The sequence below is a fragment of the Enterococcus phoeniculicola ATCC BAA-412 genome (assembly GCF_000407505.1).
Taxonomy (GTDB): domain Bacteria; phylum Bacillota; class Bacilli; order Lactobacillales; family Enterococcaceae; genus Enterococcus_K; species Enterococcus_K phoeniculicola.
This window is the reverse complement of record NZ_ASWE01000003.1, coordinates 597,368-622,926: the sequence shown is the minus strand read 5'-3', so window position 1 is coordinate 622,926 and position 25,559 is coordinate 597,368. Positions and strand designations below refer to the sequence as shown.

At 35.6% G+C, this 25,559-nt stretch carries 22 protein-coding genes; 2 read left to right on the top strand and 20 right to left on the bottom strand.

Annotated features, from left to right (window positions below; all coding sequences use genetic code 11):
- Positions 1-145 precede the first annotated feature (145 nt).
- Positions 146-1,078 (bottom strand): helix-turn-helix transcriptional regulator, encoded by a 933-nt coding sequence (locus I589_RS13455; protein ID WP_010768321.1) that lies wholly within the window; start codon positions 1,076-1,078, stop codon positions 146-148.
- Between the two features lie 110 nt (positions 1,079-1,188).
- On the opposite strand from I589_RS13455, the gene I589_RS13450 reads away from it, so the two are divergent.
- Positions 1,189-1,827, top strand: coding sequence for a DJ-1/PfpI family protein (locus tag I589_RS13450; RefSeq protein ID WP_010768320.1), 639 nt, complete (start codon positions 1,189-1,191; stop codon positions 1,825-1,827).
- A 204-nt stretch (positions 1,828-2,031) separates the two neighbouring features.
- Here I589_RS13450 and I589_RS13445 read toward each other — a convergent pair whose 3' ends face one another.
- The gene (locus I589_RS13445; protein ID WP_010768319.1) at positions 2,032-3,168 is read right to left on the bottom strand and encodes an AI-2E family transporter; all 1,137 of its coding nucleotides are present in this window, start codon (positions 3,166-3,168) and stop codon (positions 2,032-2,034) included.
- 144 nt (positions 3,169-3,312) lie between these two features.
- Here I589_RS13445 and I589_RS13440 point away from each other — a divergent pair, with 144 nt between their 5' ends.
- A complete protein-coding gene (locus I589_RS13440; protein ID WP_010768318.1) occupies positions 3,313-4,827 on the top strand; it encodes a helix-turn-helix domain-containing protein in 1,515 nt (504 codons plus the stop codon).
- A gap of 88 nt (positions 4,828-4,915) precedes the next feature.
- Here I589_RS13440 and I589_RS13435 read toward each other — a convergent pair whose 3' ends face one another.
- From I589_RS13435 to dapA, 18 genes are all read right to left on the bottom strand, one after another.
- A complete protein-coding gene (locus I589_RS13435) occupies positions 4,916-6,082 on the bottom strand; it encodes a MalY/PatB family protein (RefSeq protein WP_010768317.1) in 1,167 nt (388 codons plus the stop codon).
- Positions 6,083-6,093: 11 nt separating this feature from the next.
- Positions 6,094-7,461: a Na+/H+ antiporter NhaC family protein gene (locus I589_RS13430; protein WP_010768316.1), complete on the bottom strand. Its 1,368-nt coding sequence runs from the start codon at positions 7,459-7,461 to the stop codon at positions 6,094-6,096.
- Positions 7,462-7,471: 10 nt separating this feature from the next.
- Complete coding sequence (locus I589_RS13425) at positions 7,472-7,816, bottom strand: RidA family protein (protein WP_010768315.1); 345 nt, start codon at positions 7,814-7,816, stop codon at positions 7,472-7,474.
- Positions 7,816-8,493: a helix-turn-helix transcriptional regulator gene (locus I589_RS13420; protein ID WP_010768314.1), complete on the bottom strand. Its 678-nt coding sequence runs from the start codon at positions 8,491-8,493 to the stop codon at positions 7,816-7,818. The genes I589_RS13425 and I589_RS13420 overlap by 1 nt, the downstream gene beginning before the upstream one ends.
- A 357-nt stretch (positions 8,494-8,850) precedes the next feature.
- Complete coding sequence (locus I589_RS13415; RefSeq protein WP_010768313.1) at positions 8,851-10,716, bottom strand: ABC transporter ATP-binding protein; 1,866 nt, start codon at positions 10,714-10,716, stop codon at positions 8,851-8,853.
- Positions 10,713-12,506 carry an ABC transporter ATP-binding protein gene (locus I589_RS13410; protein ID WP_010768312.1) on the bottom strand — a complete coding sequence of 598 codons (1,794 nt, stop codon included), beginning with the start codon at positions 12,504-12,506 and terminating at the stop codon, positions 10,713-10,715. Before I589_RS13410 ends, I589_RS13415 begins: the two co-directional genes overlap by 4 nt.
- Positions 12,507-12,590: 84 nt before the next feature.
- A complete protein-coding gene (locus I589_RS13405) occupies positions 12,591-13,718 on the bottom strand; it encodes a sensor histidine kinase (protein ID WP_010768311.1) in 1,128 nt (375 codons plus the stop codon).
- A complete protein-coding gene (locus I589_RS13400; RefSeq protein WP_010768310.1) occupies positions 13,708-14,412 on the bottom strand; it encodes a LytR/AlgR family response regulator transcription factor in 705 nt (234 codons plus the stop codon). Before I589_RS13400 ends, I589_RS13405 begins: the two co-directional genes overlap by 11 nt.
- 105 nt (positions 14,413-14,517) lie before the next feature.
- Positions 14,518-16,065 carry a bifunctional metallophosphatase/5'-nucleotidase gene (locus tag I589_RS13395; RefSeq protein ID WP_010768309.1) on the bottom strand — a complete coding sequence of 516 codons (1,548 nt, stop codon included), beginning with the start codon at positions 16,063-16,065 and terminating at the stop codon, positions 14,518-14,520.
- 331 nt (positions 16,066-16,396) lie between these two features.
- The gene (locus tag I589_RS13390) at positions 16,397-17,686 is read right to left on the bottom strand and encodes an extracellular solute-binding protein (RefSeq protein ID WP_010768308.1); all 1,290 of its coding nucleotides are present in this window, start codon (positions 17,684-17,686) and stop codon (positions 16,397-16,399) included.
- A gap of 27 nt (positions 17,687-17,713) precedes the next feature.
- Entirely contained in the window at positions 17,714-19,006 is a 1,293-nt protein-coding gene (locus I589_RS13385) for an MBL fold metallo-hydrolase (RefSeq protein ID WP_010768307.1), read from the bottom strand.
- Positions 18,990-19,808, bottom strand: a complete 819-nt coding sequence (locus I589_RS13380) for a carbohydrate ABC transporter permease (RefSeq protein ID WP_010768306.1) — start codon at positions 19,806-19,808, stop codon at positions 18,990-18,992. The genes I589_RS13385 and I589_RS13380 overlap by 17 nt, the downstream gene beginning before the upstream one ends.
- A 1-nt stretch (position 19,809) precedes the next feature.
- Complete coding sequence (locus I589_RS13375) at positions 19,810-20,694, bottom strand: carbohydrate ABC transporter permease (RefSeq protein ID WP_010768305.1); 885 nt, start codon at positions 20,692-20,694, stop codon at positions 19,810-19,812.
- On the bottom strand, positions 20,694-21,764 hold the full coding sequence (locus I589_RS13370) for an ABC transporter ATP-binding protein (RefSeq protein ID WP_010768304.1): 1,071 nt from the start codon (positions 21,762-21,764) through the stop codon (positions 20,694-20,696). The genes I589_RS13375 and I589_RS13370 overlap by 1 nt, the downstream gene beginning before the upstream one ends.
- Positions 21,765-22,420: 656 nt before the next feature.
- Entirely contained in the window at positions 22,421-23,005 is a 585-nt protein-coding gene (locus I589_RS13365; protein WP_010768303.1) for an SIS domain-containing protein, read from the bottom strand.
- 2 nt (positions 23,006-23,007) lie between these two features.
- A complete protein-coding gene (locus tag I589_RS13360; protein WP_010768302.1) occupies positions 23,008-23,496 on the bottom strand; it encodes a PTS sugar transporter subunit IIB in 489 nt (162 codons plus the stop codon).
- A complete protein-coding gene (locus I589_RS13355) occupies positions 23,497-24,570 on the bottom strand; it encodes a PucR family transcriptional regulator (RefSeq protein WP_010768301.1) in 1,074 nt (357 codons plus the stop codon).
- A 95-nt stretch (positions 24,571-24,665) separates the two neighbouring features.
- Positions 24,666-25,550, bottom strand: a complete 885-nt coding sequence (gene dapA, locus I589_RS13350) for a 4-hydroxy-tetrahydrodipicolinate synthase (protein WP_010768300.1) — start codon at positions 25,548-25,550, stop codon at positions 24,666-24,668.
- Positions 25,551-25,559 lie beyond the last annotated feature (9 nt).

Genomic DNA, 25,559 nt, shown 5'->3' with positions numbered 1-25,559 from the left:
TTCCCTAAAAAAATTAACAGAATAAACGACGATTATTTTATTGAACTAAATTCCAGTTAAGAGTGAATATGCCAATCCTTTCTCTATCGTCTATTCATTTAATAACCTAAAGAAATGAATGGGTGGCGTCTTTATAAGTACTCACTTAATTTTTATACAGGTCAACCAAATTAGCTAGCTTTTGTTGAATTTTTTCCCGAACATGTACAGGTTCTAAACATTCACATTTATCTCCAAAACTTAAAAGAAAATTGTAGTAGTAATCATTTTCTACAAAAGGAAGCGCCACAATGAAGTGTTCGTCCCCCTCTGGTAAACATTGTTCATACATACAAAAATCAAGTATCCTGTCCATAACAGATTTGTGCACACGCAGCTTAATATTTATTTGCAGCGTTTCTAAAATATCAGAGAATTCTAACATTGGTTTTTGATAGCTACGTGGAGTAAACCCCGTTTTCTCAAGCTTTATCTCTGATATTCTAGATAATTTAAACAAACGAAATTCTTTTCTTTTTAGACAATAGCTTTGAACATACCAGTGATTTCCTTTAAGAATAATTTGATAAGGCTCAACCTTTCGGCTCGTCTTATTTCCGTGACGATCAATGTAGACAAATGAAATCAGCTTACTTTCTGATAAAGCGAGTTTAATCGTTTCTAAGTATGGCTGCAAATTTCTATATCCTGTCCACTGACTTAAGTCAATATGTATTTGTTCCGTTTTAAACTGAATTTCGTCTAGTTTATCTTGCGGAATCAAGCTTTTCATTTTAATGGTAGCATTTGTCAGCTCATCTTGGCTTACCATATTCGAGAGACTAGATAGTCCGGTTAAGATTGCAGTAATATCATTAATGGAAAACACATTTTTATCAAGTTTATAATTTTTCATGATTTCAAAACCACCGCTTACTCCAGAAGTTGAAACAACTGGAATCCCCGCCATATTAATAGTCTCTATATCACGGTAGATAGTGCGAGTTGAAACTTCAAACGTTGTTGCTAAGTGTTGTGCGCTTACGCGTTCTTTATCAAGCAAAATCACAATAATACTCACTAATCTACTAAGCTTCATTTAATAATCACCTTTTAAACTATTTAATTACTGACATACAGTTGTCAACTATCAGTAGGTATAATCATAGTAGATTCATTCGTTTATTACAATTATATGGAGGAGATATTATGAAAACAATTTATATTTACGTGCTTGATACTCTAGCTGACTGGGAGATAGGGCATCTTACCTCAGAGCTACACTCGAAGCGTTTCTTTAAAAAAGGAGCAAGTAGCTTGTCGATAAAAACTGTCAGTCACTCAACAGAGCCTATTCATACAATGGGCGGAATGACAATTATTCCAGACTTACTAACAAACGAGATTGTTGTCAGTAATGAAAATACCATTCTGTTACCCGGCGCTGATACTTGGAGTGATCCAAAACATGATGGGATTCTAAAAAAAGCAAAAGAATTTCTTTCAGTTGGAGCGACTGTGGGTGCTATCTGTGGGGCTACTGCAGCCCTCGCTGAGCAAGGGCTTTTAGATCATCGCTATCATACGAGTAACGGATCAGGCTTTCTTGAGATGGTTAGTCAGCAATACAAAGGAAAAGCGTTTTATGCAGACCAGCCCTCTGTCTCATCTAATCAACTTATTACTGCTAATTCCACTGCTTCTTTGTTATGGACTAAGCACATTATTGAGCAGTTGGATGTATTTAGTTCCGATACTTTGGACGCTTGGTATAATTATTTTCGCACTGGAGAAGCTACCTATTTCTTTGAGCTTATGCAAACTCTCCCTACTAATGATGCGATTTAAATAAACGTATTCAGTAAATATCCTCCTACAACTTATTTTCTGCGACTATGAAAACATCCTATTGCTTGTATCAATATTGCTATTTAGTCTCGTCGTATCATTCATTAGCAAAAAAAGACCAAAAATCGTAAATATGATTTTTGGTCTTTTCACTTCTATAATTGATTCTTTTCTTATCATTTCTATTCTACTTAAAAGAAGTGATTATGAAATTTTCAGCGCTTTTTTCTGTTCCTTCTCTGAAATGTAAATTTTAGCTAGCTTATAGACACAGGCTGTGGTTGGAATGCCCAAAAACATTCCCGGAATACCTGCCAATGTCCCAAAAACCATAACAGAGGCTAACACAAAAATACCAGGTAAGCCAACTGAATTTCCTACAACTCTTGGATAAATAATGTTACTTTCAAACTGCTGTAAAATAATCAAGTAGACTAAAAATCCAATGGATAAGACAGGATTAACGGTAAACACCATAAACATCCCGATTGCCCCACCTACATACGCACCTACAATGGGAACAATATTTATGACGCCAACTAATGTCCCAACCATCACTGCGTAAGGCATTCTAAGAATTAGCATTCCTATAGCACAAAGCGTTCCTAAAATAACTGCTTCCAAACATTGTCCGCCAATAAAAGAGCTGAATGTTTGATGAATAATTTTCAATACTTTATCGACTCTCCGTTTTCTTGGCTTAGGAATGTAGAGATTGCCAATCCGTTCATACGCCCGTATAAATCGTTCTTTATCTAGTAAAATATAGATAGCAAACACCAAGATTAACAGAAAATTGAACAAGCTTCCTAATACTGCACTAATGACCGTAATTGCAACATCAACAAAGTTTGCTACTCCTCCACCTAAAAATGAGAGGGTATTTTGTAAAAGTGCTTTCCAATCAATCTCCAGCGCAGCAATCGTTTGTTTAATCTCAGGATTATTTTGAAACACATTGATTAGGTATTGCTGAACATCATTGAAAAAGCTAGGTAAAGAAGCAAATAATACATTTAGCGATTCAAAGATGCTCGGAACCACGAGACCAATAAAAACGACGATTGCAAAGAGTAAAATAATAAGTGATAGCAGCAGACTCACCGGCCGCTTTATTTTTTTTACCCAAGGATAGGAAAGCCTATCAAACCCATGTTCAATCTTTACCATGATAATGTTAATTACATAAGCTAGTAGTGCTGCTAAAATAATGTTGGTAAATGCGCCAAGAATCGTCTTTGCAATTCCTAAAATTGGCAGTAGGTAGATAATTCCAACTACAAGGAATGCGCCAATCACAATATATTTTTTAATCAGTTTTTCGATTTCAGTCTTTTCCATAAGCCACCTCAGTTTCTTTCATCTAAGCATACCTAATTACCTATCGAATAGGCAAGAGAAAATGAAGAAAGTCATGAAAAATATGTTTCGTTATGTTAAAATCAGCCTATAAACCCTTTATTCATAACTACTGGAGGTAGCCATATGATTGAATCTTTTGAAAACCAATTTTATGGGCGTTTTCTTTCTGCAGCTGTTTTGAGAAGAGTGGCTCTTTTTCAACTACTTGCTCAAACAACCAATCCCTATTCCCAAAAAGAATTGAAAGACTCCCTTTTTATCAATCAAAAAACACTTGTAAATGATTTAGAAAAATTAACAGAGGATTTGTCCTCCTATTCTTCAGCCAGTCAACTTGCTTTTACAGATGGGAAATACCATTTAATTTTACATCACTCATTTTCTTACAGTCAGTTTTTTCTTACCTATTTAAATAAATCAGACACATTCCTAATTATGAAAGAACTATTAATCAATGGTTCTTTTGACAGCATTCATTTTTCAAGAAAAAATTTTTTGAGCATTTCATCTGTGAATAATCGGCTAAATGAAGTAAAGCGTATCCTTGATGATTTTTCTATAAAACTCGTTAAAAAAAATATAGTTTCTTTGTATGGAGATGAAAAAATAATTCGCTACCTCTCCTACTTATTTTTTTCTCTCTCTTCAGATTTTGAGCGAATTATTTCTCAAAAAAAGAAGAAACAGAGTGCAGTTCTAGTTAAAAAAATTCTTCAACTAAGTGAATTACAAAAGTCATTTGAAAATCATCATAACCTGACTCTTTGGATATCCATCACCTTAAATCGTTTAGATAAAATTAAAACAAATCCTCTCCAAAAACAAATAGCAGTAGACTTTTCACAAGATATTCTCTATAAAAAAATTAGCCATCCTTATCGTCAAATGCTCACTACTTATCAACTATCTGATAAACAAAGTACGCTAGAATGTCAGCTTTTTTATCAATATATTTTAAGCTTCATAGATATTTATCCTAACTTAAATACAAACAATCTACCTATCTGCTATCAACTTGCACTTCTGCCAAACGAAGTGACTCAGTTTTGGTTTGAAACTTATTGGACACTATTTCGCTTTATCCCTTTTCCTGAAGACAAAGCAACTATGTATAAAAAAGTGGCTCAGCTTCATTTTGAACGGTTTTTTTTCGGTGGAAGCAACACTCTGCTACTCCAAGTAAAAACAGATACGGACAAAAAAGAATTTATGACACAAGCAGCGTATATGACAGAACTATTTTATAAGAAATTACGCACCCGAAGAAAGTTTCAACAAATTACCTTTCCAAAAGAAAAAGTCTTTCCTTACTACCAAGCGTGGATACAAAGAGGTCTCTACAGATACTTCAAGCTCAAACCTATAAAAATTTCCATTCTTTCAATCTATGATCATGTACCAAAAAAATACTACCTCAATCTAATAAAAAATCATTGTTTTCAGCATATTGAACTAGTGGACGTTTTTGATGCTTCCTGTGAGCTAATCATCACAGATCAGTTTTACTCTTTATTCGAGACGTTAAACACCCCCATCTTTTACTGGCAGATGAGACCCACGGAAAGGGATTTATTGGGATTAAAAAAAGAATTACTCCACCTAATTGTCAAACGCATGAACCAACTCGTCATTCACTAATTCGCTCAGCCACTAAAAATAGGGATTTCTAGAAAGTTCATCAAATGAGCTTCTTAGAAATCCCCTCTTTTGGGTTTATTTATACTGTTTAAATTGCATCAACCGCATTTTTTATTCGCTGTAATCCTGCATGAATCATTTCTCTGGAGGTAGCAATATTAAAACGCATAAAACCTCTTCCGCCTTCCCCAAATGATTGTCCTGCATTAAGCCACACTCGAGCTTCATTCAATAAAAACTGGTTTAACTCTTTATCAGAAAAACCTAATTTAGTAAAATCTATCCATTTCAAATAGGTAGCTTCATGTGTATAAGTCTGCAGTAATGGTATATTTTCTTTCACATACGTATCAAAAAAACGATTGTTTTCTATGACATACGCTAACATTTCTTCATACCACTCATCACTATTTCCATAGGCGGCGATATTTGCTTCAATTGAAGAGATACTTAACCCTTGCCAACGTTGCTGATTAGTATACTTTTGATAAGCGGAACGCAATTCTTCATTTTCAATAATAATATTTCCTGTTTTAAATCCTGCAATATTGAATGTTTTGTTTGGGGCAGTGGCGATAATTGATATATCTTTGAAACGTGTATCAACCTTAGTAATTGGTGTATATTGATAAGTAGGCATAATGAGATCATGATGAATATCGTCAGAAAATATGAGAACATCATGCTTTACACAAATCTCTCCTAGCTTTTTCAGCTCTTCCACAGTCCAAACATTGCTTGTCGGATTATGAGGATTACAAAGGTAGAATAATTTCACCTTGGGATCAGACGCTTTTTTCTCAAAATCATCAAAATCAATCTGATAGCGACCATCTGTTAACCTCAACTCGCTATTAATCACTATTCCCCCAGATACTTCAATCATGTGAGAAAACATATGATAGACAGGTGTTTGAATAAGAACCTTATCTCCTGGTTCAGCAAATACTTTAAAAACAAAGCCCATCGCTGCAACGATTCCCGGATTTGGAACAATCCATTCTGGTTCTATCTGCCAATTGTGACGCTTTTCCATCCAATTTACGATAGAAGTAAAATATTCTTTTCTTGGTTTTGTATAACCATAATTAGCTTCTTGTGTCCGTTTAATCAGTCCCTCTTTGATTCCGTCTGAACAAACAAAATCCATATCTGCTATCCAAAAAGGAAGTGCACCTTCTTGTTCTTTTATTTGTGGGACAAATTTAATTGCATTTAGGTCTTTTCGATTCATTGTTTTATCAAAATTATACATTATTTTTCCTCCTACATTCCTAATGTTCCTGCGATAATTAAAGCGACAATCATGATGATTCCTATAATACAGGTGATTGGGAGAATAAATTTCATCCACTCTTTATACTTCACCCCAACAATAGCAAGACCTGCTAACATCACTCCATTAAAAGGGGTTATAAAATCAGTAATCCCTGCACCATATTGAACAGCTAGTACTGCGGTATCTGGTGCCACATGAATAGCTGAAGCTAAGGGAGCCATAATAGGCATAACCATTGCTACATGCGGAACAAACGCATACAATATCATATTAATTAAACTATTGATACCAAATATCCCTAATCCTCCTGCAATTCCACCTAGCGGCTTTAACGGCATTGCCAGAAAATAAATAAGTGTATCCGTAATTGATGTTTGAGTCAAAATGATAGACAAGCCTTGCGAGAAAAACAAAATCAATACGGGAACCATCATACTCGCCGCGCCTTTTGTAAAATATTGCATCGCTTTCGGGAAAGTCAATTTTGTAGCAATTGAAGCAAAGATACCAATCACTAGCATCGTACCTGTAAACTCACTTGTTCCAAACTTCCATAAAATAGTCCCAATCCCAAAAAATAAAATCCCCCCTAGAAAGACAATACAAGCAAACAAGTCACTTGTTTTTGCCTGTCCTTTATTTGCAATTTCTTTATGAACCTCATTCAATGTAATTTTGTTCATAAAGGTTTTTTCCGGATTTTTTCTAACTCTTCTTGCATACCAGACGAGATATAAGATGATGACTACAATCACGATAAGTGCAAACAACGTACGAAATGATACCCCAGAAAATGGAGGCACACCCGCTATTTCTTGAGCAAGTGGTAATGCAACCGGATTAATTCCTGACATCCATAGACCTGCCCACGAAGACAAAAAGATAATCCCAAAAGCAAAGATATTATCTACTTTTAGTTTTTTTGCTATCAAAAGACCTATCGGCAATAATGCAAGTGCTGAATTAATAAATGTACCTACCATTCCTGTTAAAAACATAAATAGAGAAAAAAATGGAACAAGTACTAATGCTTTATTCTGTAATTTTTCTACAATAGCGGTAATGATTCTATCTAATACACCTGTTTCCGTCATAATCGCTAACGTTCCACCTGTGACAAACATATTAATCCATAATGTGCCAAACTGTTCTGCAGCAGCACCTCCCAAAAGTCCGATTAGCTTCCAAGGGGTTAAAAATTGTTTTGTAATAAATTCAAACTTTTCCGGATTTACAATTCCGTCAATTCTTTCATAGGTTCCTGATGGAATAATAAACGACAGTACATAAAGAACAAGTACCGCAATGATAATTAATGAATATGGACTAGATGCCTTTTCTTTTGTTTTCCCCATTTTTTCCCTCCTAGAAAAATCCTAAACAATCTATCTCAATCAAACTTTTCTTAACTAACGAATTTATTCCAACAGCTGAACGACTTGGCATTATTTCTACAGATTCAAAAAACTCCATATATGCACGATTAATAACCTCTAACTGATCCATTTCTGTAGTAAATATACCCATTTTAAAGATTGAGTCTTTTTTTAAATTATTCGCCAGCAAAATAGCCTCTATATTTTGCAGAGACTGTTTTGTTTGCTGGTACAAGTCTCCTATGACTACACCTTCTTCGTTTACAGGTAACTGACCTGATATAGAATAAAGACCATTCTTTTTTATAATGACTGAATACATAGGCTTATTCATCAACTTTCCTTTTTTATTTTTCGAATGTAACGATAGCAAGAGGGGATTGAAATTTGAAAAATCTCAGCTAATCGTTCGACAGATTTTTTCATTAAAAAAATACCTTCACGATTTAAGCGTTCAAAAATAATTAATTTTTCTTCCGCAGTTAGCCTAGAAAAAGGAATCGTTGTATCCGACATCACTCTTTCTACCGTCATTTGAATAATTTCTTTAGGGTTTCCTTGTAAAACTTCTTGAAGCTGTGTTTGCTCTTTTGACTTGTTTACTACTGGTTCTTGTTCATAAAAACATCTTGGCTGCATTGATTTTAGTAACTCTATTGCAGTGGTCACCTCAGAAGTATCTGTATTGATACACAGCAAGCCAATTAAATCCTCCTCAAAATTTTTAATAAAAAATGTAGAGGAAGTAAACAGCTTTCCTTTTAAGTCTTTTCCCATATAATTTGTTATGTAGGGAACTTTTTTTGTGTTTCCGCTTTCAATTAGTCGTAAGGAAAAATCTGTCGTCGCTTGACCTAAGGTACGACCGGTTAGTTCTCCATTCTTTATGTAAACAATGGACGTAGTTACATCCTTAAGATCATGTAAGACGATTTCGGTTCTTTTCCCCAAAACTTCTGCTAGAAAATCAACCAATGTTGATAAGTCCAGTACTTTATCAACTTGCAGCATTTTCTCACCTCCATTAATAATTTCTGGTTAACCTGAGAAAATATTATCACCACAGATGAAACACCGTCAATTCGGCATACGCTTATGCTTTCTAACGATGTGCTTGGAGAGAAAGAATAGTCCACAAAAAAAATAATATTATGTACTTACGACATAAAAATTTAAAAAATCAAGCTTAAACGCTTTTATATTAAGCTTTCAAGACATCTTTCCTCCCTTTTTTTCTTTCTACTTCATTTAATAAAAATAAAGTCAAAAAAAAAGAGCCAGTCATAACCATGATAGTTACTTCCAGCCCTCGTAAAAAAACTGAGTAAATAGTGGTAAAAAAGAGCTTGTTCACACGCTCATATACTTTTACAAAAATAGTGAGAGATTTTTTTCATCCTGTTCTTCTCTATAATATTGGGCTTGCGCATTAAATAGGCGAGCATAGAGTCCATTTTCCTTCAGCAATTGATTATGAGTTCCTTGTTCTTTAATCTGTCCGTTATCAAAGACCAGAATTCGTTGACTAAGTTTAGCAGAACTCATTCTATGTGAAATATAGATGGACGTTTTTTCCTGTACCAGCTCATCAAATCGTTTATAAATCTCATATTCTGAATAAGGATCCAATGCGCTTGTTGGCTCATCCAATATAACAAAGGGAGAGTTTTTATACCACGCTCTTGCAATCGCAATTTTTTGTGCTTCACCACCTGAAATATCTACCCCATCTGAATCTAAATTCCGATACAGAGTCGTTTTCATCCCCTTGGGAAGCCGTTCTACTCGTTCATAAATCCCTGCCACATTTAGTCCCTCTTTCACCCGCTCTTCATTTGGTTGCTTACTAGTAGCCACATTGTCTGCCAAGGGAAATGACAGCAACTTAAAGTCCTGAAAAACAACCCCGACTATCTGTCGATACTCTTCTGGATCGTATTTCTCAATTTCTATTCCGTTTAATGTAATTTTCCCTTCAGTTACGGGATATAATCGACAAATCAGCTTTACCAGAGTCGTTTTCCCAGAACCATTAGGGCCTACAATTGCAGTCTTTTCACCGACTGACAGTTGAAATGAAACATGTCGCAGTGCCCAGCTGTGGCTTTTAGGATACCTAAAACTTACATCATGAAAGGCAATAATATACTCATTATCATTTCGTTTTTCAATTGGTAATGTTCCAGAGGTTTGTTCATCCATTTCTAAGAAATCATAGTAAAAATCCAAATACTGAACAATTGAATTGCTCACTACAAAACTGTTAAACACTTGATTAATTCCTTGAATAAATTGAAGAAAGTAACCGGAAAATAAAATAATCTCACCAATCTCAATTGCCTCATAATAAGCCTTTACACCAATCAATCCATAAATACAGGTGCTAGTAAAAATGGTTACTGTTTGATTAATCGTCTGATATCGACTATTCTTTTTTGAAATTTTTTTGAACAATTGAAAGGTTTGGAGATCAAATTGTTTAATTAAGTGAAGAAAGTAGTCTTTTACCTGATACAATCGGAAAAAAGAACCATTTCGATAATTTTCAACAGTCTCATAGTAATAACTAAACATTCGGTTAATAAAAGTAATCTCTTTAAATGCTTGCTGCTGTACTCGATTGCTTTTAATTGAATAGTAACCATTGATAATAATAGACACTACTAGAAGACCAATAATCAACCCTATAAGTACACCGCTGTTACTCCATTGTGCAAGACGATGCGTGTTCTGTGTCTTTCCTCCATAAAGCTGTATTAAGGTCAAAATACCTAAAATAATTCCTACGACAGCATTGAAAAATGCATCCATCATACTATGAACAAATGTATAAATTCCCCCATTATAATTGGTTCCTTCTTTTGCTCGCTGATAATTTGTCCGCAGGCTAGGATCTTGAAGCTGATAATAGCTAATTTTTAGTAGTTTATTGGTAATTGCTTGATTCAAACTTAATTGAAGTCTTTCTTCCACATCCGAGCGTTTCTTTTCAAAAAAGCTCATAGCAATATTGTCAAGAAACAGGAGGAACGAATAAAACAGAACTTCTTTAAAAATCATTTGAAAAGAGATACCCTCAGCTAGCAACGAAACGGTTCGAGCAGTCAGCCATAAAGAGAGATACGGAAAAAGAACTTGTGTAAATGAAAAAAGAAAGGAGTAGAGGAAAGTCTTTTTTTCCATCTGATAAATTAGTAAAATAACTTTCTTATATTGCTGGAATAGCTGACTCATTTTTGCTCCTCCTTATAATAGTGACTTTGTACCTCATACATTTGTGCATACGCGTTTCCAGCCTGTAGCAGCTCTCGGTGTGTTCCTTGTTCTACTAGTCTTCCCTCTTTGATAAATAAAATTTCATCACAAAAACGAGTAGAGGCTAGGCGATGAGAAATAAACAGGCTTGCTTTTTCTTTTGTCATTTCGTTATATTGCTTGTACATCTCTTCTTCTGCCAAAGCATCCAACGCCGCAGTCGGTTCATCCAACACAAGAATTTCCGCCCCCTTGTATAAGGCGCGTGCTAGCATTAATCTTTGTGTCTCTCCTCCAGAAAGCTCAATGCCATCTTCATATAAATAACGAGTTAGTTCTGTTTCCAGCCCAAGGTCTAGTTGACGAATTCTCTGATCAATGCCAGCTTTCTTTAATGCATCCCAGACACGCTCCTCAGAATAGTTCTCCTGCAAAGCAATATTTTGGCCCAAAGATGTCGCTAACACAATGCTCTCTTGAAAGACAGGAGAAATATGTGCATAATACTCTTCTTTATCAATTGTCTGTATATCTTGCCCATTTACCAAAATCCTGCCAGTTGTTGGCGTCAACAAGCCCGTTAATAAGTTCACAATCGTTGTTTTGCCAGCACCGTTTGCACCCACTAAAGCAACTTTCTGTCCTTGTTGCAACGTAAAAGATAGATTCTTTATCGTAGGTTCTGTATTTCCTGAATAACAATAAGAAACATCCTCAAATGAGAGTGTCAGCTCTTCACCCCAATCTGTTTCTTGTAGCTGTTTGGCAGTTGGCTTTCCATATGTATCAATCCATTGCCGGTAATCATTTAAATCGCTATTAGCTTGTTGTAAAAGATAAACATCATTGACTAATTGTTCTGCCAACTGATTTAGCCGGGCAATCATAGAAGCATATAAGGTAAACTCAGTTAAAGAAAGAATCTGCTGAAAGATTCCCCATACAAGATAGCCGTAAGAAATAATCGTTTGGAAAAATAAGCCAACAGACTTTACTAGCTTAGTAAAAAACACTGTGGAGCTATATGATTGTTTTAACAGCATAATCTGTTCTACCGTTATTGTCATTTCCTCTTCTAACCAAGGGCCCGTCGGATAGAGTCGTAAATCTTTTGCTGCTTCTATTTGATACGAAATCCGTTCTAAGTATGAACGACGCATCGCTAACTTAGCTAACGCTGTTTTTTGCTGAATACGCTTTTTGAGCACTCTTTTTAACCCAAAATAATTGGCTAGACTCGCTAGAACGACAACTAAAAACAACAGCGGAGAAAAATAAGAAATAGTTAAACCAAAAATAAGGATGGTTACACAGTTTTTTATCAATTGGTAACACACCGTATAAAAGGCTTCTGCGCCAGATTGGTTTGTACTTGTTGCATTATCTGTTGCCTTTTTATATTCACGCCTTGTTTTTGACTCAATTAAAAAATCATAAGGCATACTTAAAAAAGTATCCGTAATTTTCCGTCCTAACGTACTTCGCACTGTAATTTGATGAGCTGTTGTCCGATTCTCAAGCTCTGACAAAAGGGCTCGAGTAAGCCCAATGGCTCCGCCTATGACAATAAGCTGAAATAGCAGCTCTTTTAAAGGAATCAGCTGAACCATTCCTTTTACCAACATTGTTGGAAGTAAAATTTCTAAAAAACTTGCTGCCGCAAAGAGTAGTGTCCCTAAAAATAGTTTAATCATTAGAATAGGAAACCATTGCTTAACCTGTTTAAAATACCAAAAAAAATTTTCTTTTAGTGTATATCCTTCCTTCATTTCACTCACCTCCCCTTCAGCATACTGCATCTATAAAAAAATAAACCATTAATACGTGAATGGTTTATTTCTATTCGTGAACCGTCAGCTTGAAATCATTTCCAGTGGAAGAAGTACTTCTGTCACAAAAAAGCCTTCTTCATATTGCCGATTAACAATTCCATGATAGGTTTCTACTAGATGATTGATTCTTCTGATTCCTAAACCTCGTTTATCATTTTTGGTTGAGACATAGTCCGGCGAGATTTCTTGTGTCAGTGGACGAGCATTCGTCACGGAAATATATAGCTGTTGCTGAAGAATCGATATATATACACGCAGCAGCTGCTGACTCGCATCCTCTATTTCTAAATTCGCCTCTATTGCATTATCTAATAAATTCCCAAGAATCACGACTAAATCAACTTCCTGAGCAATTGGCTGATTTCCCACAAACACTTTTACATGAATCGGAATATTCTTTGTTTCAGCTAATGAAAGCTTACTGTTTACCACGGCATCAATGATTGTATTTCCACTACGAACAATCTGATCAATCTCCCCTAGGCTTTCTTCCAAGGAAGATAAATAGGTCTGTGCAGGCTCGTACTGATGGTTTTTTAACTGCGCATTTAATGTTTGTAAATGATTATGATAATCATGCCGCCAGCCACGAATTTTCTGATAGAGTTCGTTTACCTCATTTATGTAGTTTGCCATAATTTGATCAAGTGATCGAGCATAGACCATATCTGTCTCCTGATACAAGTAGTTTAATAGACCAAAAGAAAAGAATAGATACAGTTCCAGCAAAAAGAGAAGAAGAACGCTCATAAGGGGACTTCCCAAGAAAAAAAGAACCAGAAATAAGCCATCCATCAGATAACTCAAGACACTCATTGGAAGATTCAATTGCGGCAATACAGGCTCGTGATGAACCGAGAGAAGCATGAGCAAAAGGAGAATCTTCTCCCTTTCTGGAAAACCAAACGCTAAAAAAAAACCAATGGCTGATAAACACCCCACACTCACCGTCTTTTGTTTATATTTCCAAAAGAGAAAGAGATTAATAAGAAAAAACAACCCGTACCCTACTGCTGCCAGTTTTGTCATAATCAAAGAAATGCCAAGCAGCCACAGAAGCCCATACATCCACTTCCACTTCGGCTGAAAGAAAAATGGTTCGATAAACAAAAGGATGCCTAAGACTAGTTTTATTCCCTCAATTTTCATAAGACAACCTCCGATAATGGGAGAGAAAAGCCTCTTTCACCTGCTTTTTTTGACTTCTTGCAATAGGCAGCCGGCGATTGTTTTTCATCAATAGTGTCGCCCCGTCAATTCCTATGGCATGTGCTAAATTAATCTTAAAGCTCCTGTGGATTCCTATAAAATCATCTGTTAGCCAGTCGTCATACATGCTAAGTGTTCCGGTCAATTCATATACATCATTTTGCGTGACGATAGACAAGGTATGTCCCATAATTTCAAAATATAAAATATCAAATAACGGAATACTTTGATTGATTCCCTTTGTTTTGACAAGAATCGTTGGAACCTCTTGAAGCTTCGCCACTTTTGAAAGCAGATGTGCCATTTGTTGCTCTGTTATCGGCTTCATAATGTAGCCAAGTGCCCCAACATCGTATCCATCAAATACATACTCATCATAATTAGATAAAAAAACAATTGGCGTAAAATTGTTTTGGGCGCGTATCTTCTTTGCAGCCTCCATGCCGTTTAACTTTCCCTCTAGTTGAATATCAAAAAAGATGACATCCACAGGCGTATCTTCCAATGAAAACAATAATGCTTCTGCAGAGTCATAGATAGTTAACTGAATGTCATAGTCCTCCTTCATTTGACTAATCACAGCTTGAAATTCTTTTTGATGGAGTTGTTTATCCTCACAAAGTGCCAAGCGCATGTTCACTCCTCCATTTCTTTTCTATTTAGTATATCATGTGTACAAAAAAGCATGCAGTCTCTTTTGGCAGACATACATGCTTTTTTTATATTTCACTCGAACGTTTTACAAAATAACGGTAAAGTTTTGATTGGTTTCGGCTTGAATCACCGGATTTTTTTTCAAGTAATTCGCAATTAGCTCTGTCATGTCTATCTGGATTTCTCGAACAATTTTTCCAGCTTCAAACATAGTATAATTTCCACCGCCAACCGCACGGTATTGATTGATAACCATTTCTAATTCATCGGTCGGCTCCACTGGTTTTCCTTCAAACGTCAGCGTCGTAATACGGCTAAAGGCTGGTTTAGACATATCAATCACATAATCGATTCCTTCATACATGTCATAGTTGTAGTACTGAGGCTTAGGCTCAATAAATTCTGGATTAAAAATAATTTTTCCGTCTTTTACTGCTAAATAGTTCGCTGTCTGCTCAAGTGCAGCTCGCAAATCTGCCCCAGTAACTTTTAAAACAGCTAAAGTATTTGGATAGATGTAGTTAGTAATGACATCTCTCATTGTAATGATTTCGCCAAAACCTTTCCCTTCATTGTTAAATAGAGAAGTTCCGGAAATCTTTGCGCCGCTAGCGTCCATTTGAACACGGTTGATAAACTCAATATAAGGATGCTCATGGAGTCTCACACCCATCGGATCATTAATTTTCATAGAGCCTTCTACTTTTCCAACAGGCTGATCTAACCATTTTTCAACCTCTTCACCTATTGGCGCAATTAGCTCTTTGATTTCTTCATCTGCTACAACACCAGCGGTTGCGTGAATCTCAGCTTGACTACTTACCACATGCCAGCCTTCCTGTGTATTTTCAACCTCTAAGATGATTTCTCCTAAATGGCTTCCTCTATAACCTGGCTGTATCACAGGAACACCATGGATATGTGTAGCAATCTCACGGTGCTGGTGTCCTGTAACCAATGCATCAATTCCTGATACCTCTTGTAGAAGTTGGTACCCTTCATTTTCTCCTGTCAAAAGCTCAGTTGGCTCCCCTGTTACTAAGTCTCTTTCAAACCCTCCATGGTAGGCAACTACAACAATATCTGCCTGCTCTTTTAATTGGGGAATGTACTCTTTTGCTGTTTCAACAATGCTTTTAAATGTTAGGTCTTTGACTGTCGCCGGCTGCTCCCAATGAGGAATGTATTGAGTGACCAATCCTAAAACAGCAATTTTTACGCCCTCTTTTTCGAAAATTTCATACGCTTTTCCAAAGGCAGGTTGTCCGTCTTTATTTAAAATATTTGCAGCTAACACTGGATGATTGTAGCTTTTAATTGCTGAATTTAGATACGCTAAACCATAATTAAATTCGTGATTTCCTAGAACGCCTAAATCATAGTCCAGTGTGTTAATAACTTGAGTAAGTTCAGCGACTCTCTTACTTTTCGCTAGGTAATAACTAAATGGAGAGCCTTGAATAAAATCACCATTTTCAATTAATAGAACAGGTCCCGTTGCTTGTTCACGGATTTTCTTAATTAAAGTTGCGATTTTTTCTGTTCCAAAAGGTAAGTCACTATTTTTTTCTGCGTAATTAGTTGGTTCAATATAGCCATGCATATCACTCGTTGCTAAAATTCTTATTTCCATTTTCTACTTCGCCCCTACTCTAATTTTCTCTCTCTTCATCTTAACAAAAAAGAAGGGTATAGGAAATGTCAAACTCCTACAATCAAACAAATTGATAAGATTTTGATAACACTCATCTCACTTTTTCATGAAATATTTCCTTATTTTCATTCTTCTTGTAAAAAAAAAGGTAATCTATTCATCCACTATCAGATTTTTTTACCTGCCTGTAAGCATAAAAAAAGAGGGCGGACATAACTGTCTAAGTTATATCCCACCCCCGTAAATTCTTAATAAACGGTAGAATCAGAAATACTTTCTTCTATCCTGAACGCTTTGCGCTTACCCGTTCTTATTGATTCCAAGCGTCATCTAACTGCGCTTGTGAGTCTTTAATAATTTTATCTGTATCTTTATCTGTATTTGACAATACATTTTCCATAATTGAACGAACTTCGTTATAAGCAGAATCACTATTTTCAACTACTGGAACTGTGAATAATTCTTTTGTTGCAGCTTCCAAGTAAGCAGGGATTTTTGTATTTTTAGCTTCTTGATATTCAGTGCTTGTAATTACTGAATCTAAAATTGGCATATATCCTGTTGTGATTGCCCAGTCCAATTGAACATCTGGTGAAGCTAGATATTTCATGAATAGGTAGCCTGCTGTACGTTCTTCAGCAGAAGCACTGTCGAACATGTATACATCTGTTCCTTGTTGTAAGTTGATTTCTTCTGGACGAGGAGCAACATCGTAAACGAATTTTCCTTCAGTATCTTTTGCTACAAAGCTTTCTCCGGCAATACTTCCGATAAACATTGCTACTTGTTCGTTAGCAAATGGACCAGATAGATATTTATCAGAGCCAGCTATACGGAAGTAGCCATCTTTCACGCCATCAGCATAAAAGTTAATTACTTCTTTTGATGCTTTGCTGTCAATTTTTGTATCTTTTCCAAATTCTTCTCCTTTATTTTTCATCCCAATAACGTAGTAGTTATTTAGAGAATCAAATCCGGCACCGACAACTTTTTTATCTGATTTTTCATAAATTGTTTTTGAAGCTTCTTTTAATTCTTCCATTGTTTTTGGTACTTCAACGCCATATTTATCTAGCATATCTTTGTTGTAGAATAACATTTCTGTTGATTTGTTAAATGGTACTCCATATTGAACACCGTCAATTTGTGCCCCTTCAAGTAATGCAGGTTTAATTGGGTTTTCTTTATCCATACCAATTGTTTTATCATCCATGTATGGTTGTAAATCTACTAACATTTCATCTTGAGATGCATTCCATAACCAGCCAGGATACGCTTGGGTAATGGTTGGTAAATCTTTTGGTGATGGTAATGTAGAGTTAATTTTTGCTTGTAAATCAGGATAAGAAGACTGATTTTGCAATTCAACTTTAATTTTTGGATTTTCTTTCATAAAGTCTTTCGCAATTTTTGTTAATTCTTCTTCTTGTGCGCCATTCATAGCATGCCAGAACGTGATTGTTGTATCGTCTTTTATTTCTGTAACGATTTTCCCGTCATCTTTTTTAGTTGTTCCTTTATCATTACTGTTTCCACACGCCCCTAGAACAAAAACAGCTGCTGCCGCCAATACGGCTGTTGATAATTTTTTCAATTTCATTTTTCTAGTCTCCCTGTAAATTCATTTTTAAAGAACAATTTTCTCGCCTCTGGTAGGCAAATACCGATCTCCATACGGATTTTCCAGTTTTTCTGGCTTCAACGTATGAATTGGAATCAGTAATTTTGGTTCAATCCATGCAATAATTTGATCTAAATCTTCTGGGAATGCATGGCCTGAGCATGCTAAACGTACAAAGGTTACCTTTTGCTTATCTAACATCTCCAAAAATACTGCATATTGAGGGTCGAAGTCCCCCAACGGTGCTGCATCGCTATGAATATAAACGCCACCTCCTTGTAAATTGGTAAATCGATCAACAACTTGCCACAGATATTGATGATTGTCATTAATTAGGACTTCATAGGAAATTTCCAGTGAAGGGTCTAATTCAGGAATAATTGGACTATCTTCCAGATAGTAGTAATGTGCGCTGCGTCCGGTTACTTCTTTTAAAAGAGCAGCCATAGACGCTTCAAGCACAACCGTTCTTGGAGCCAGCTCAACAATTTTTTCAAAGCGTTTCACATTGGCTGGATACCCATTAAACGTCACTTGACGAGATTCATTTTCATTTACAAGACGAATCAGTTGTTGAATAAGATCTTCTTCACTGATTACTTTTATTTGTTCTGGATCTTCTTCACGTTCTGGGAAACTGATACTTACTCCTTCCATAATTAAGGCATCTGTATGCTTCGCTTTTTCACAAAGGCGAACCGTATTTTCACGGTCATAACCATGTAAACGCAAATCACCTGTGTAGGTAATGAAACGATCTGGTGTTGTAATCAATAAAGCACATGCCCCGTAAGCATCATGATCTACAGGAACTAGCTCAACAGAAATAGCCCCCACTTTAATTACCTCATTTGCTTCGCAGCCAATAAGCTCTCGAGTAAAGCCCTTGCCTTCAAATGGCGACGGGATAAGAAAATCTCCCTCACGATTTAACAAATTCAAGATTGCTTTTGTCTCTTTTAATGTATACATAGGAATACTTGGTTCTAAATAGTTAATCATTCGTGAATGATCTAAATGTGCATGGGACAAGAAAACTGCTGTATTTGCATACGTTTCTTGATTTTCACCTTCATAGGTATAGCCTAATCTTGCATCATATAAATCTTTTATTTCCGGCACTAACCGATGATTGATGAGCGTTTGAATGTTGTCGTCTTTCAAGTTCAATTCAGGTCGAAATTCTGTTCCAAAGTCAAAAAAGATATGTGAATCTTCATACGCCACTTCAATGACAGTGCCGCCGATGGTTAAAATTCCACTATGGAAAGTTAACGAAGTCTTACCCTTTGATTCCATTTTTTGCCACTCCTCGAATAATTTCTTTTCTAAAGACTAAATAAATGAATAAAATCGGCAAGACAGTCAAGGTGGCTGCTGCCATTTGCAAGTGAACATCACTCCCGCTTTCTGTTGTAAAAGCAGACAATCCATTATTTAATAAACGATATTTTTTCTCGTTCGTTACAAGTAATGGCCATAAGAATGAATTCCAGCTGGAAATGAATGTTAAAATCCCTACAGTTACTAATGCTGGTTTAGACATTGGAATTAAAATTTTCCAAATGTACTCCAAATCTGATGCGCCATCAATTTTTGCTGCTTTATAAAAGGTTGGAGAGATCCCTTTTAAGTAACCATGGAGATAATAAATATAAAAGATACTTGTTAAAAACGGGATGATTAATGCAAGATAGGTGTTCAACAAGCCCATTTTAGAAATCGTATTGTAGTTAGTAAATATAATCGACTCATAAGGCACCATCAATAAAGAAATCATCATCATAATCACAAGATTTTTATATTTAAACTGTAAGTTCGTTAAGGCAAACGCTGCTAAAACAGCCGTAATCAATGTTGCGATCGTAGTGACAGCTGAAACAAACGTCGTGTTGATAAAATATTGTAAAAACGGTGCTTTCGTAAAGACCTCTGCATAGTTTGACCACTGCGGACTTTTGGGAAACATTGTCGGTGGAATACTAGTTGCTTCACTATACGTCATTAATCCAGCTAAAATCATGTAGATAAATGGGAATAGCGTGATAATTCCTAAAAGGATTAAAAACACATACGCAATCACAGTTGCAACTTTTTTCATCTTATTTTTCCACCCTCTTCACTAATTTATTCTGAATGAACGTAATCAATAAAATAACAATGAACAAGATAACTGTTGCCGCCATTGCTACACCTGGTCTGCCCGCCACATGGAACTTGTCATAGATGTAGTACACGGCTGTTGTCGCACTTTTTGCAAGACCTGGTTGACCTGCAAACAAAGCATACACCTGTGTATAAACTTTAAATGCTCCGATAATATTAACCGTTAATAAGAACGTTAATGTTGGAATGAGCTGTGGAAATGTAATTCTGCGAAAGATTTCATTATCCGTAGCACCAAACATTTTTGCAATCTTATAATGCTCTGGATCAATGTTTCTGAATCCTGACAATAAAATAATGATATTAAAAGCTAAACTTGTCCAAATCCCAAAGATAATCAGCGTAGTCATACTCATATCTACATTATCCAGCCAGTTCACAGCTGGAATGCCAAAAATAGATAAAATATAGTTAACAATCCCATAGGAGCCGTTAAAAAAATACCGAAAAACAATCCCAATCGCAATCGTACTTGTTACATAAGGCATGAAGAAAATAGTTTCAAAAAAGCCTTTGTGCTTCACTTTTTCAAAAATAATCCACGCAATTGCCAAAGAAATTACTAACGCAATGGGCACCACTGTAAAAGCAAACAACGCCGTATTAAACATTGCCTTTGCAAACACTGGGTCAGTTAATACCTTTTGATAATTCTCAATTCCTGCATAGCTTTGATTAATCAATGATCCCTTTTGAAAACTCATGTAAAACGAACGGAATAAAGGATAAATGCTAAACAGTAAAATCACTGCTAATGAAGGAATCAAAAACAACCAAGCTTTTGGTTGATTTTCTGGGTTATACTTCCTCTTTTTAAACATTAGTAGATTCGCTCCCCATTTTCGTTAAATATGAAGGCTTTATGATAAGCAAAATCAAAAGACATCACTGTACCCTCTTCAATTCCTGTTTCAATACTAACAATTGACTTCATTCGTTTAGAACCAACTTCAAAATTCAAGATTCGTTCTCTTCCGATTAACTCTACGCCATGAACAGTTGTTGTAAACACTCCTGAGTCAGCAGGGAGTACATCCTCTGGTCGAATGCCTAGATGATAATTTCCGTCTGGCATATCAGTTTTAAATCGGTTGGAAACAAAATTTGCCACAGGAATCGCCATTGATTCGTAATACATCACACCATTTTTCACTTCTACCGGTAAAATATTGATGATTGGATTTCCTATGAACTCTGCAACAAATAAGTTATTTGGTTCTAAGTAAAGGTTTTGCGGATCATCATCTTGTTGAATAATTCCCTCATTTAATAAGATAATCTTGTCACTAATAGACAACGCTTCTTCTTGGTCATGGGTTACAAAAATGGTCGTAATCCCAACTTCTTTTACTAAGCGTCGAATTTCTTCACGAATCTTTAAACGCAGACGTGCATCTAAATTACTTAATGGTTCATCTAATAAAAGAACTTCTGGTTTTTGAACGAGCGCACGTGTAATTGCTACACGCTGTTGTTGTCCACCAGACAACGTTCCTGGTTTTTTATTTTTTAACTCTTCGATATTCGTTAGAGCCATGTATTCTTTGGCGATTTCTTTCGCTTCTGCTTTAGAAATTTTCTTCGCGCCCACCGTTAATGGAAACATAATATTTTCCTCGACAGTCATATGTGGATACAATGCATAGTTTTGAAAAACAAAACCGATGTTTCGATCTTTAGGTTCTGTTTCAATCACAGAATTCCCTGCAAAACGAATGTCTCCTGCTGAAGGTGTCAATAGTCCCGAAATTAGATTTAAGATAGTTGATTTCCCACAACCACTTGGACCTAATAAACAAACGAGATCTCCTTTCTCAATAGTAAAGTTCACTGATTTTAGTGCTTCAAATCCATTATCGAATACTTTCTTTAAGTCGATAACTTCTATCATGAGTTAGCCTCCAAAATATTTATTTGTCATCCAAAATAAGTATACCATTTTTCACTAAATTTCTATGAAAAATGTTAGGATTTTTAGGAAACGAATGGATGAACGTTCGGCTTTTCTTAAAAATGTCCTAAATTGTATTATCTCTTACTTTCATTAAACTATGATAAAAACCTTGTAAATTTTTTGTAAATATCAACGAAATCCCCAAAAAAAATGCTCATTTCGACACTTATTACGCCTTCTCTCAGCCCTACAATCAAATCGTTAATTTTCAGAAATTTTCTATGAAATTATGGCATTTTTATAGACCATTTTTGTCTCTTGCTACAGGCAACCAGACTCTTGAATTAATCAAAAAGGGCTATCCTTTTAAGGATATATCCCTTTTTGCTACTATTCTTATTTTTTATTGTACAAACTAACAGCAAACTTTTTAATTCTAGTCCTTATTGATATAAATCCCCTTCATGTGCTTGGAACTATTTTTGAATTCTCCTTAATCTTGTCCTACCTTTGTAACTTCATAGAATTTTTATTATTTTAATTTAAGTTCTTTATTAAGTGATTTAGGATAAAAAAAAGCCTCAACAGAGCTTGAGATACCACTCTATGAGGCACTTACGAATATGTTTGCTTTAATTATTTTTCCCTTTTTTTCATGCACCTAAAGATTTACCAATCGCTCCGCCTGGATGCCAAGCAACGTAATCATCGGGACTTAAGTTTCGTTCATTTTGTAAAAGAATTGATAAGCTTTGTAATAATACAGTCTGCTTGATAATAGAACTACGCGGCGGCTTGTTCAAGTCATCACCTTCTTCTTTAATACTTACACACAAACAAATATCTGACAATTTGCTCAGAGAAGAGCGCCGATTTTTAGATACGCCGATAATTTTAGCTCCATTAGCTTTCAACGTTCGAATGGTATACAAAAGCTCTGCAGTTTCACCACTATTGGAAATGGCTATTACTACATCTCCTGATTTCACTTGTCCGCTTGAACCGTGCACAGCCTCTGTCCCATCCAAAAAATAAGCAGGTGTTCCTGTAGAGGAAAGCAGAGAAGCAATATAACCAGAAATATAAGAAGGTTTGCCGATTCCAGTTACATGAACTCGTCCCCCCTCATTTTCTGAAGCTAAAATTAGCTCTTTTGCATCATTTAACATTTGATAGTCTAATGTATCAAATAATTCATTAATCTCGTTTTTTATTGTTTGTTCAAATTTTTCTATCATGATTAACCATCTTTCATTGTTTGTTTAAAGATAGAATAGTCCTTTGAATCGTAAGGTGCAGTTTGTAAGAAAAATCTCGTTCCTTTTGTCTGCATATATTTGATTGCTTTGATTTCTTCTACACTATAATAAGCATCCAACTGCTTAATCATCACTCTGCTAGCTGGATAAGGTAGTTGAACCTCTGAAATCTCAAATCCTTTGTCAACTGCTTCTTTTAACACTTCCAAATCTTTAAAAATGATCATTAAGTTACATTTTTCTTCCCGTTCTTTCTGAAGAAATTCAAGCAATTGGTCAACTGAAAAAATTCCCACCCCTTTTTTCTTCGGAAAACTAAGCTGAAGAACTTTTGCAAGAAAAGGATCATCCGTATGAGTAGGATCAACTACCGCAATAAAATTCGCATTCACAAAGCTATTCCAATTCAGTGCTACTGTTGCATGCAGCAATCGGTTGTCTACACGAACTAATTTGATTTTCACACTCATTTACTTTTCACCTACTTGCTTTCGACTTTGGCTTTTAAAAAAATTAGCCAAACTATAAATCATCATTTTCCCGTGGAAGCTTCCTCGAATATCTAAGTTGAATAGTTCCTCGTAGCGTTTTATTTTGTATAGTAAAGTATTTTTGTGTAAAAATAATCGCTCAGATGTTTTCTTAACACTGAAATCATTTGCATAAAGCTGATCGACTACTTGGATAAATTCTTCTACATCTATTTGCTCTATTTTCTTTTTGTAATAATCAAAAACATTAGAAGTTAACGCCTTCGGAACATTCGTCGTGAAATAAGAAAATAATTGATCCTCAAAATAGACCGGTTTGTCTTTCGTCAGCAAAACATTCTGATGCAACCAAAGACAGTTTTGATAGCTGAAATTGTATAAATCAATATCCATTTGGATTGATCCAACCGCGTAATAACAATCAGATAAGCCCCATTCAATCATTTCCTGGATAAATTCATTCAAGTATTCTGTCGTATATTTTCCATTTTTTTTTGGCAGTGATTTATAGATTAATAGATGTTTCGGCTCTAGCAACGAATAAATGGTGTTCTTATCATTGATCTTATATTTTAAACCCGTAATTTCTTCTTTATCAAACTTTTCCTCATTAATGATATATATTGGGATACGAGGAAGTGAGCGATCAAAATTAATTTTTGCCATCAACTTTTCCAGCTGTCCGTAATTCGATTGTTCATCATTTAAAAATTCTTTAATAAGCTTATCGTCGACTGAGAGTATTTCTTTAGCAGACTTTTGATTTAACTCATATTGAATACGAGTCTTTAAGGAATCAAAAAGAAGCTTACCAACAACATCAATGGCCTGATTTGGTCCATTGACCCACAGGTATCCATACTGATAGTTGGATACAACGATTTTATATATTCGCTGATCAGGATTATTGCTGTCAATCGCCACTTCCTGGTTAATTTTTTCTTCCAAACTGCATGATACTATCCTACCTTCTTCGTTCAGCAACCCAATGATATAGTCGGGGTTTTCTTGAACTACATGAATGAACTCTTTAAAAATTTTCCCTAGTTTCATTTTGATCACCAAAAATTCTATTTTGATCTAAATATATCATACATTTTCTTGGATACATTCACCGCTCGAAAACCATTCCAACTACTCATCCTTGTTTATAAATGATAATAAGCTAGCATGTTCCTAATCTGATTTTCTACTTGCTCATTTGGTTCTTGAACCGGTTTTCGTGCAGGACCCACTTCTGCAATGCCCGCCATCTCTATCGCTCGTTTTAATATTGAAGGAACAGTCCCCAATGGCAATACTTTCCGCAGTTCTTCAATATCCTGTTGAAGTTTTTTCGCCTTATCGAATTCTCCTGCTCGATAAGCTTGATCCAAACCTACCAAGGTATCTGTGATCAAATTGCTGGTCCCTGCGATGGCACCCGTCGCGCCCATTTGATACCCAGCTAGAATTTTTGAGTCAGAGCCGACTAATACATTAATCTTTGTTCCTTCGACAGCTTCAATATAGCCTTTTAAATTGTCTAGATTGCCACTGCTATCTTTAATGCCGCAAATATTATCAACCTTACTCAGTTCTTTTAACACACTTGCAGAGATATTCACTCCAGTAGCTTTTGGAATATTGTATAAAATGATGGGAATTTTCACACTAGCAGCAACTTGAGTATAATGCTGAATTAGTTCCTCATCTGTTGGCTTCAAAAAATAGGGTGTAATCACTGATAATACGTCTGCTCCCAATGCTTCTGCTTGTTTTGATAGCTGAATCGTTTCCAAAGTTGAACATGCACCTGTCCCCACGTAAACGGGAACACGCCCATTCACCTGTTCAATCACTGCTTTGGCAAAATCCATTTTTTCCTGATTACTCAGTACATGGAACTCCCCATTGCTACCTAATGGGAAAATACCAGATACACCTTTTTCAATCAAATAATCGACCAGTTGTTTCATTGCTTCTAAATTTAAACACTCTTTTTCATTCCTTTTGATTGGAGTGACAATCGGTGTAATAATTCCTTCAAACATTGCTAACAC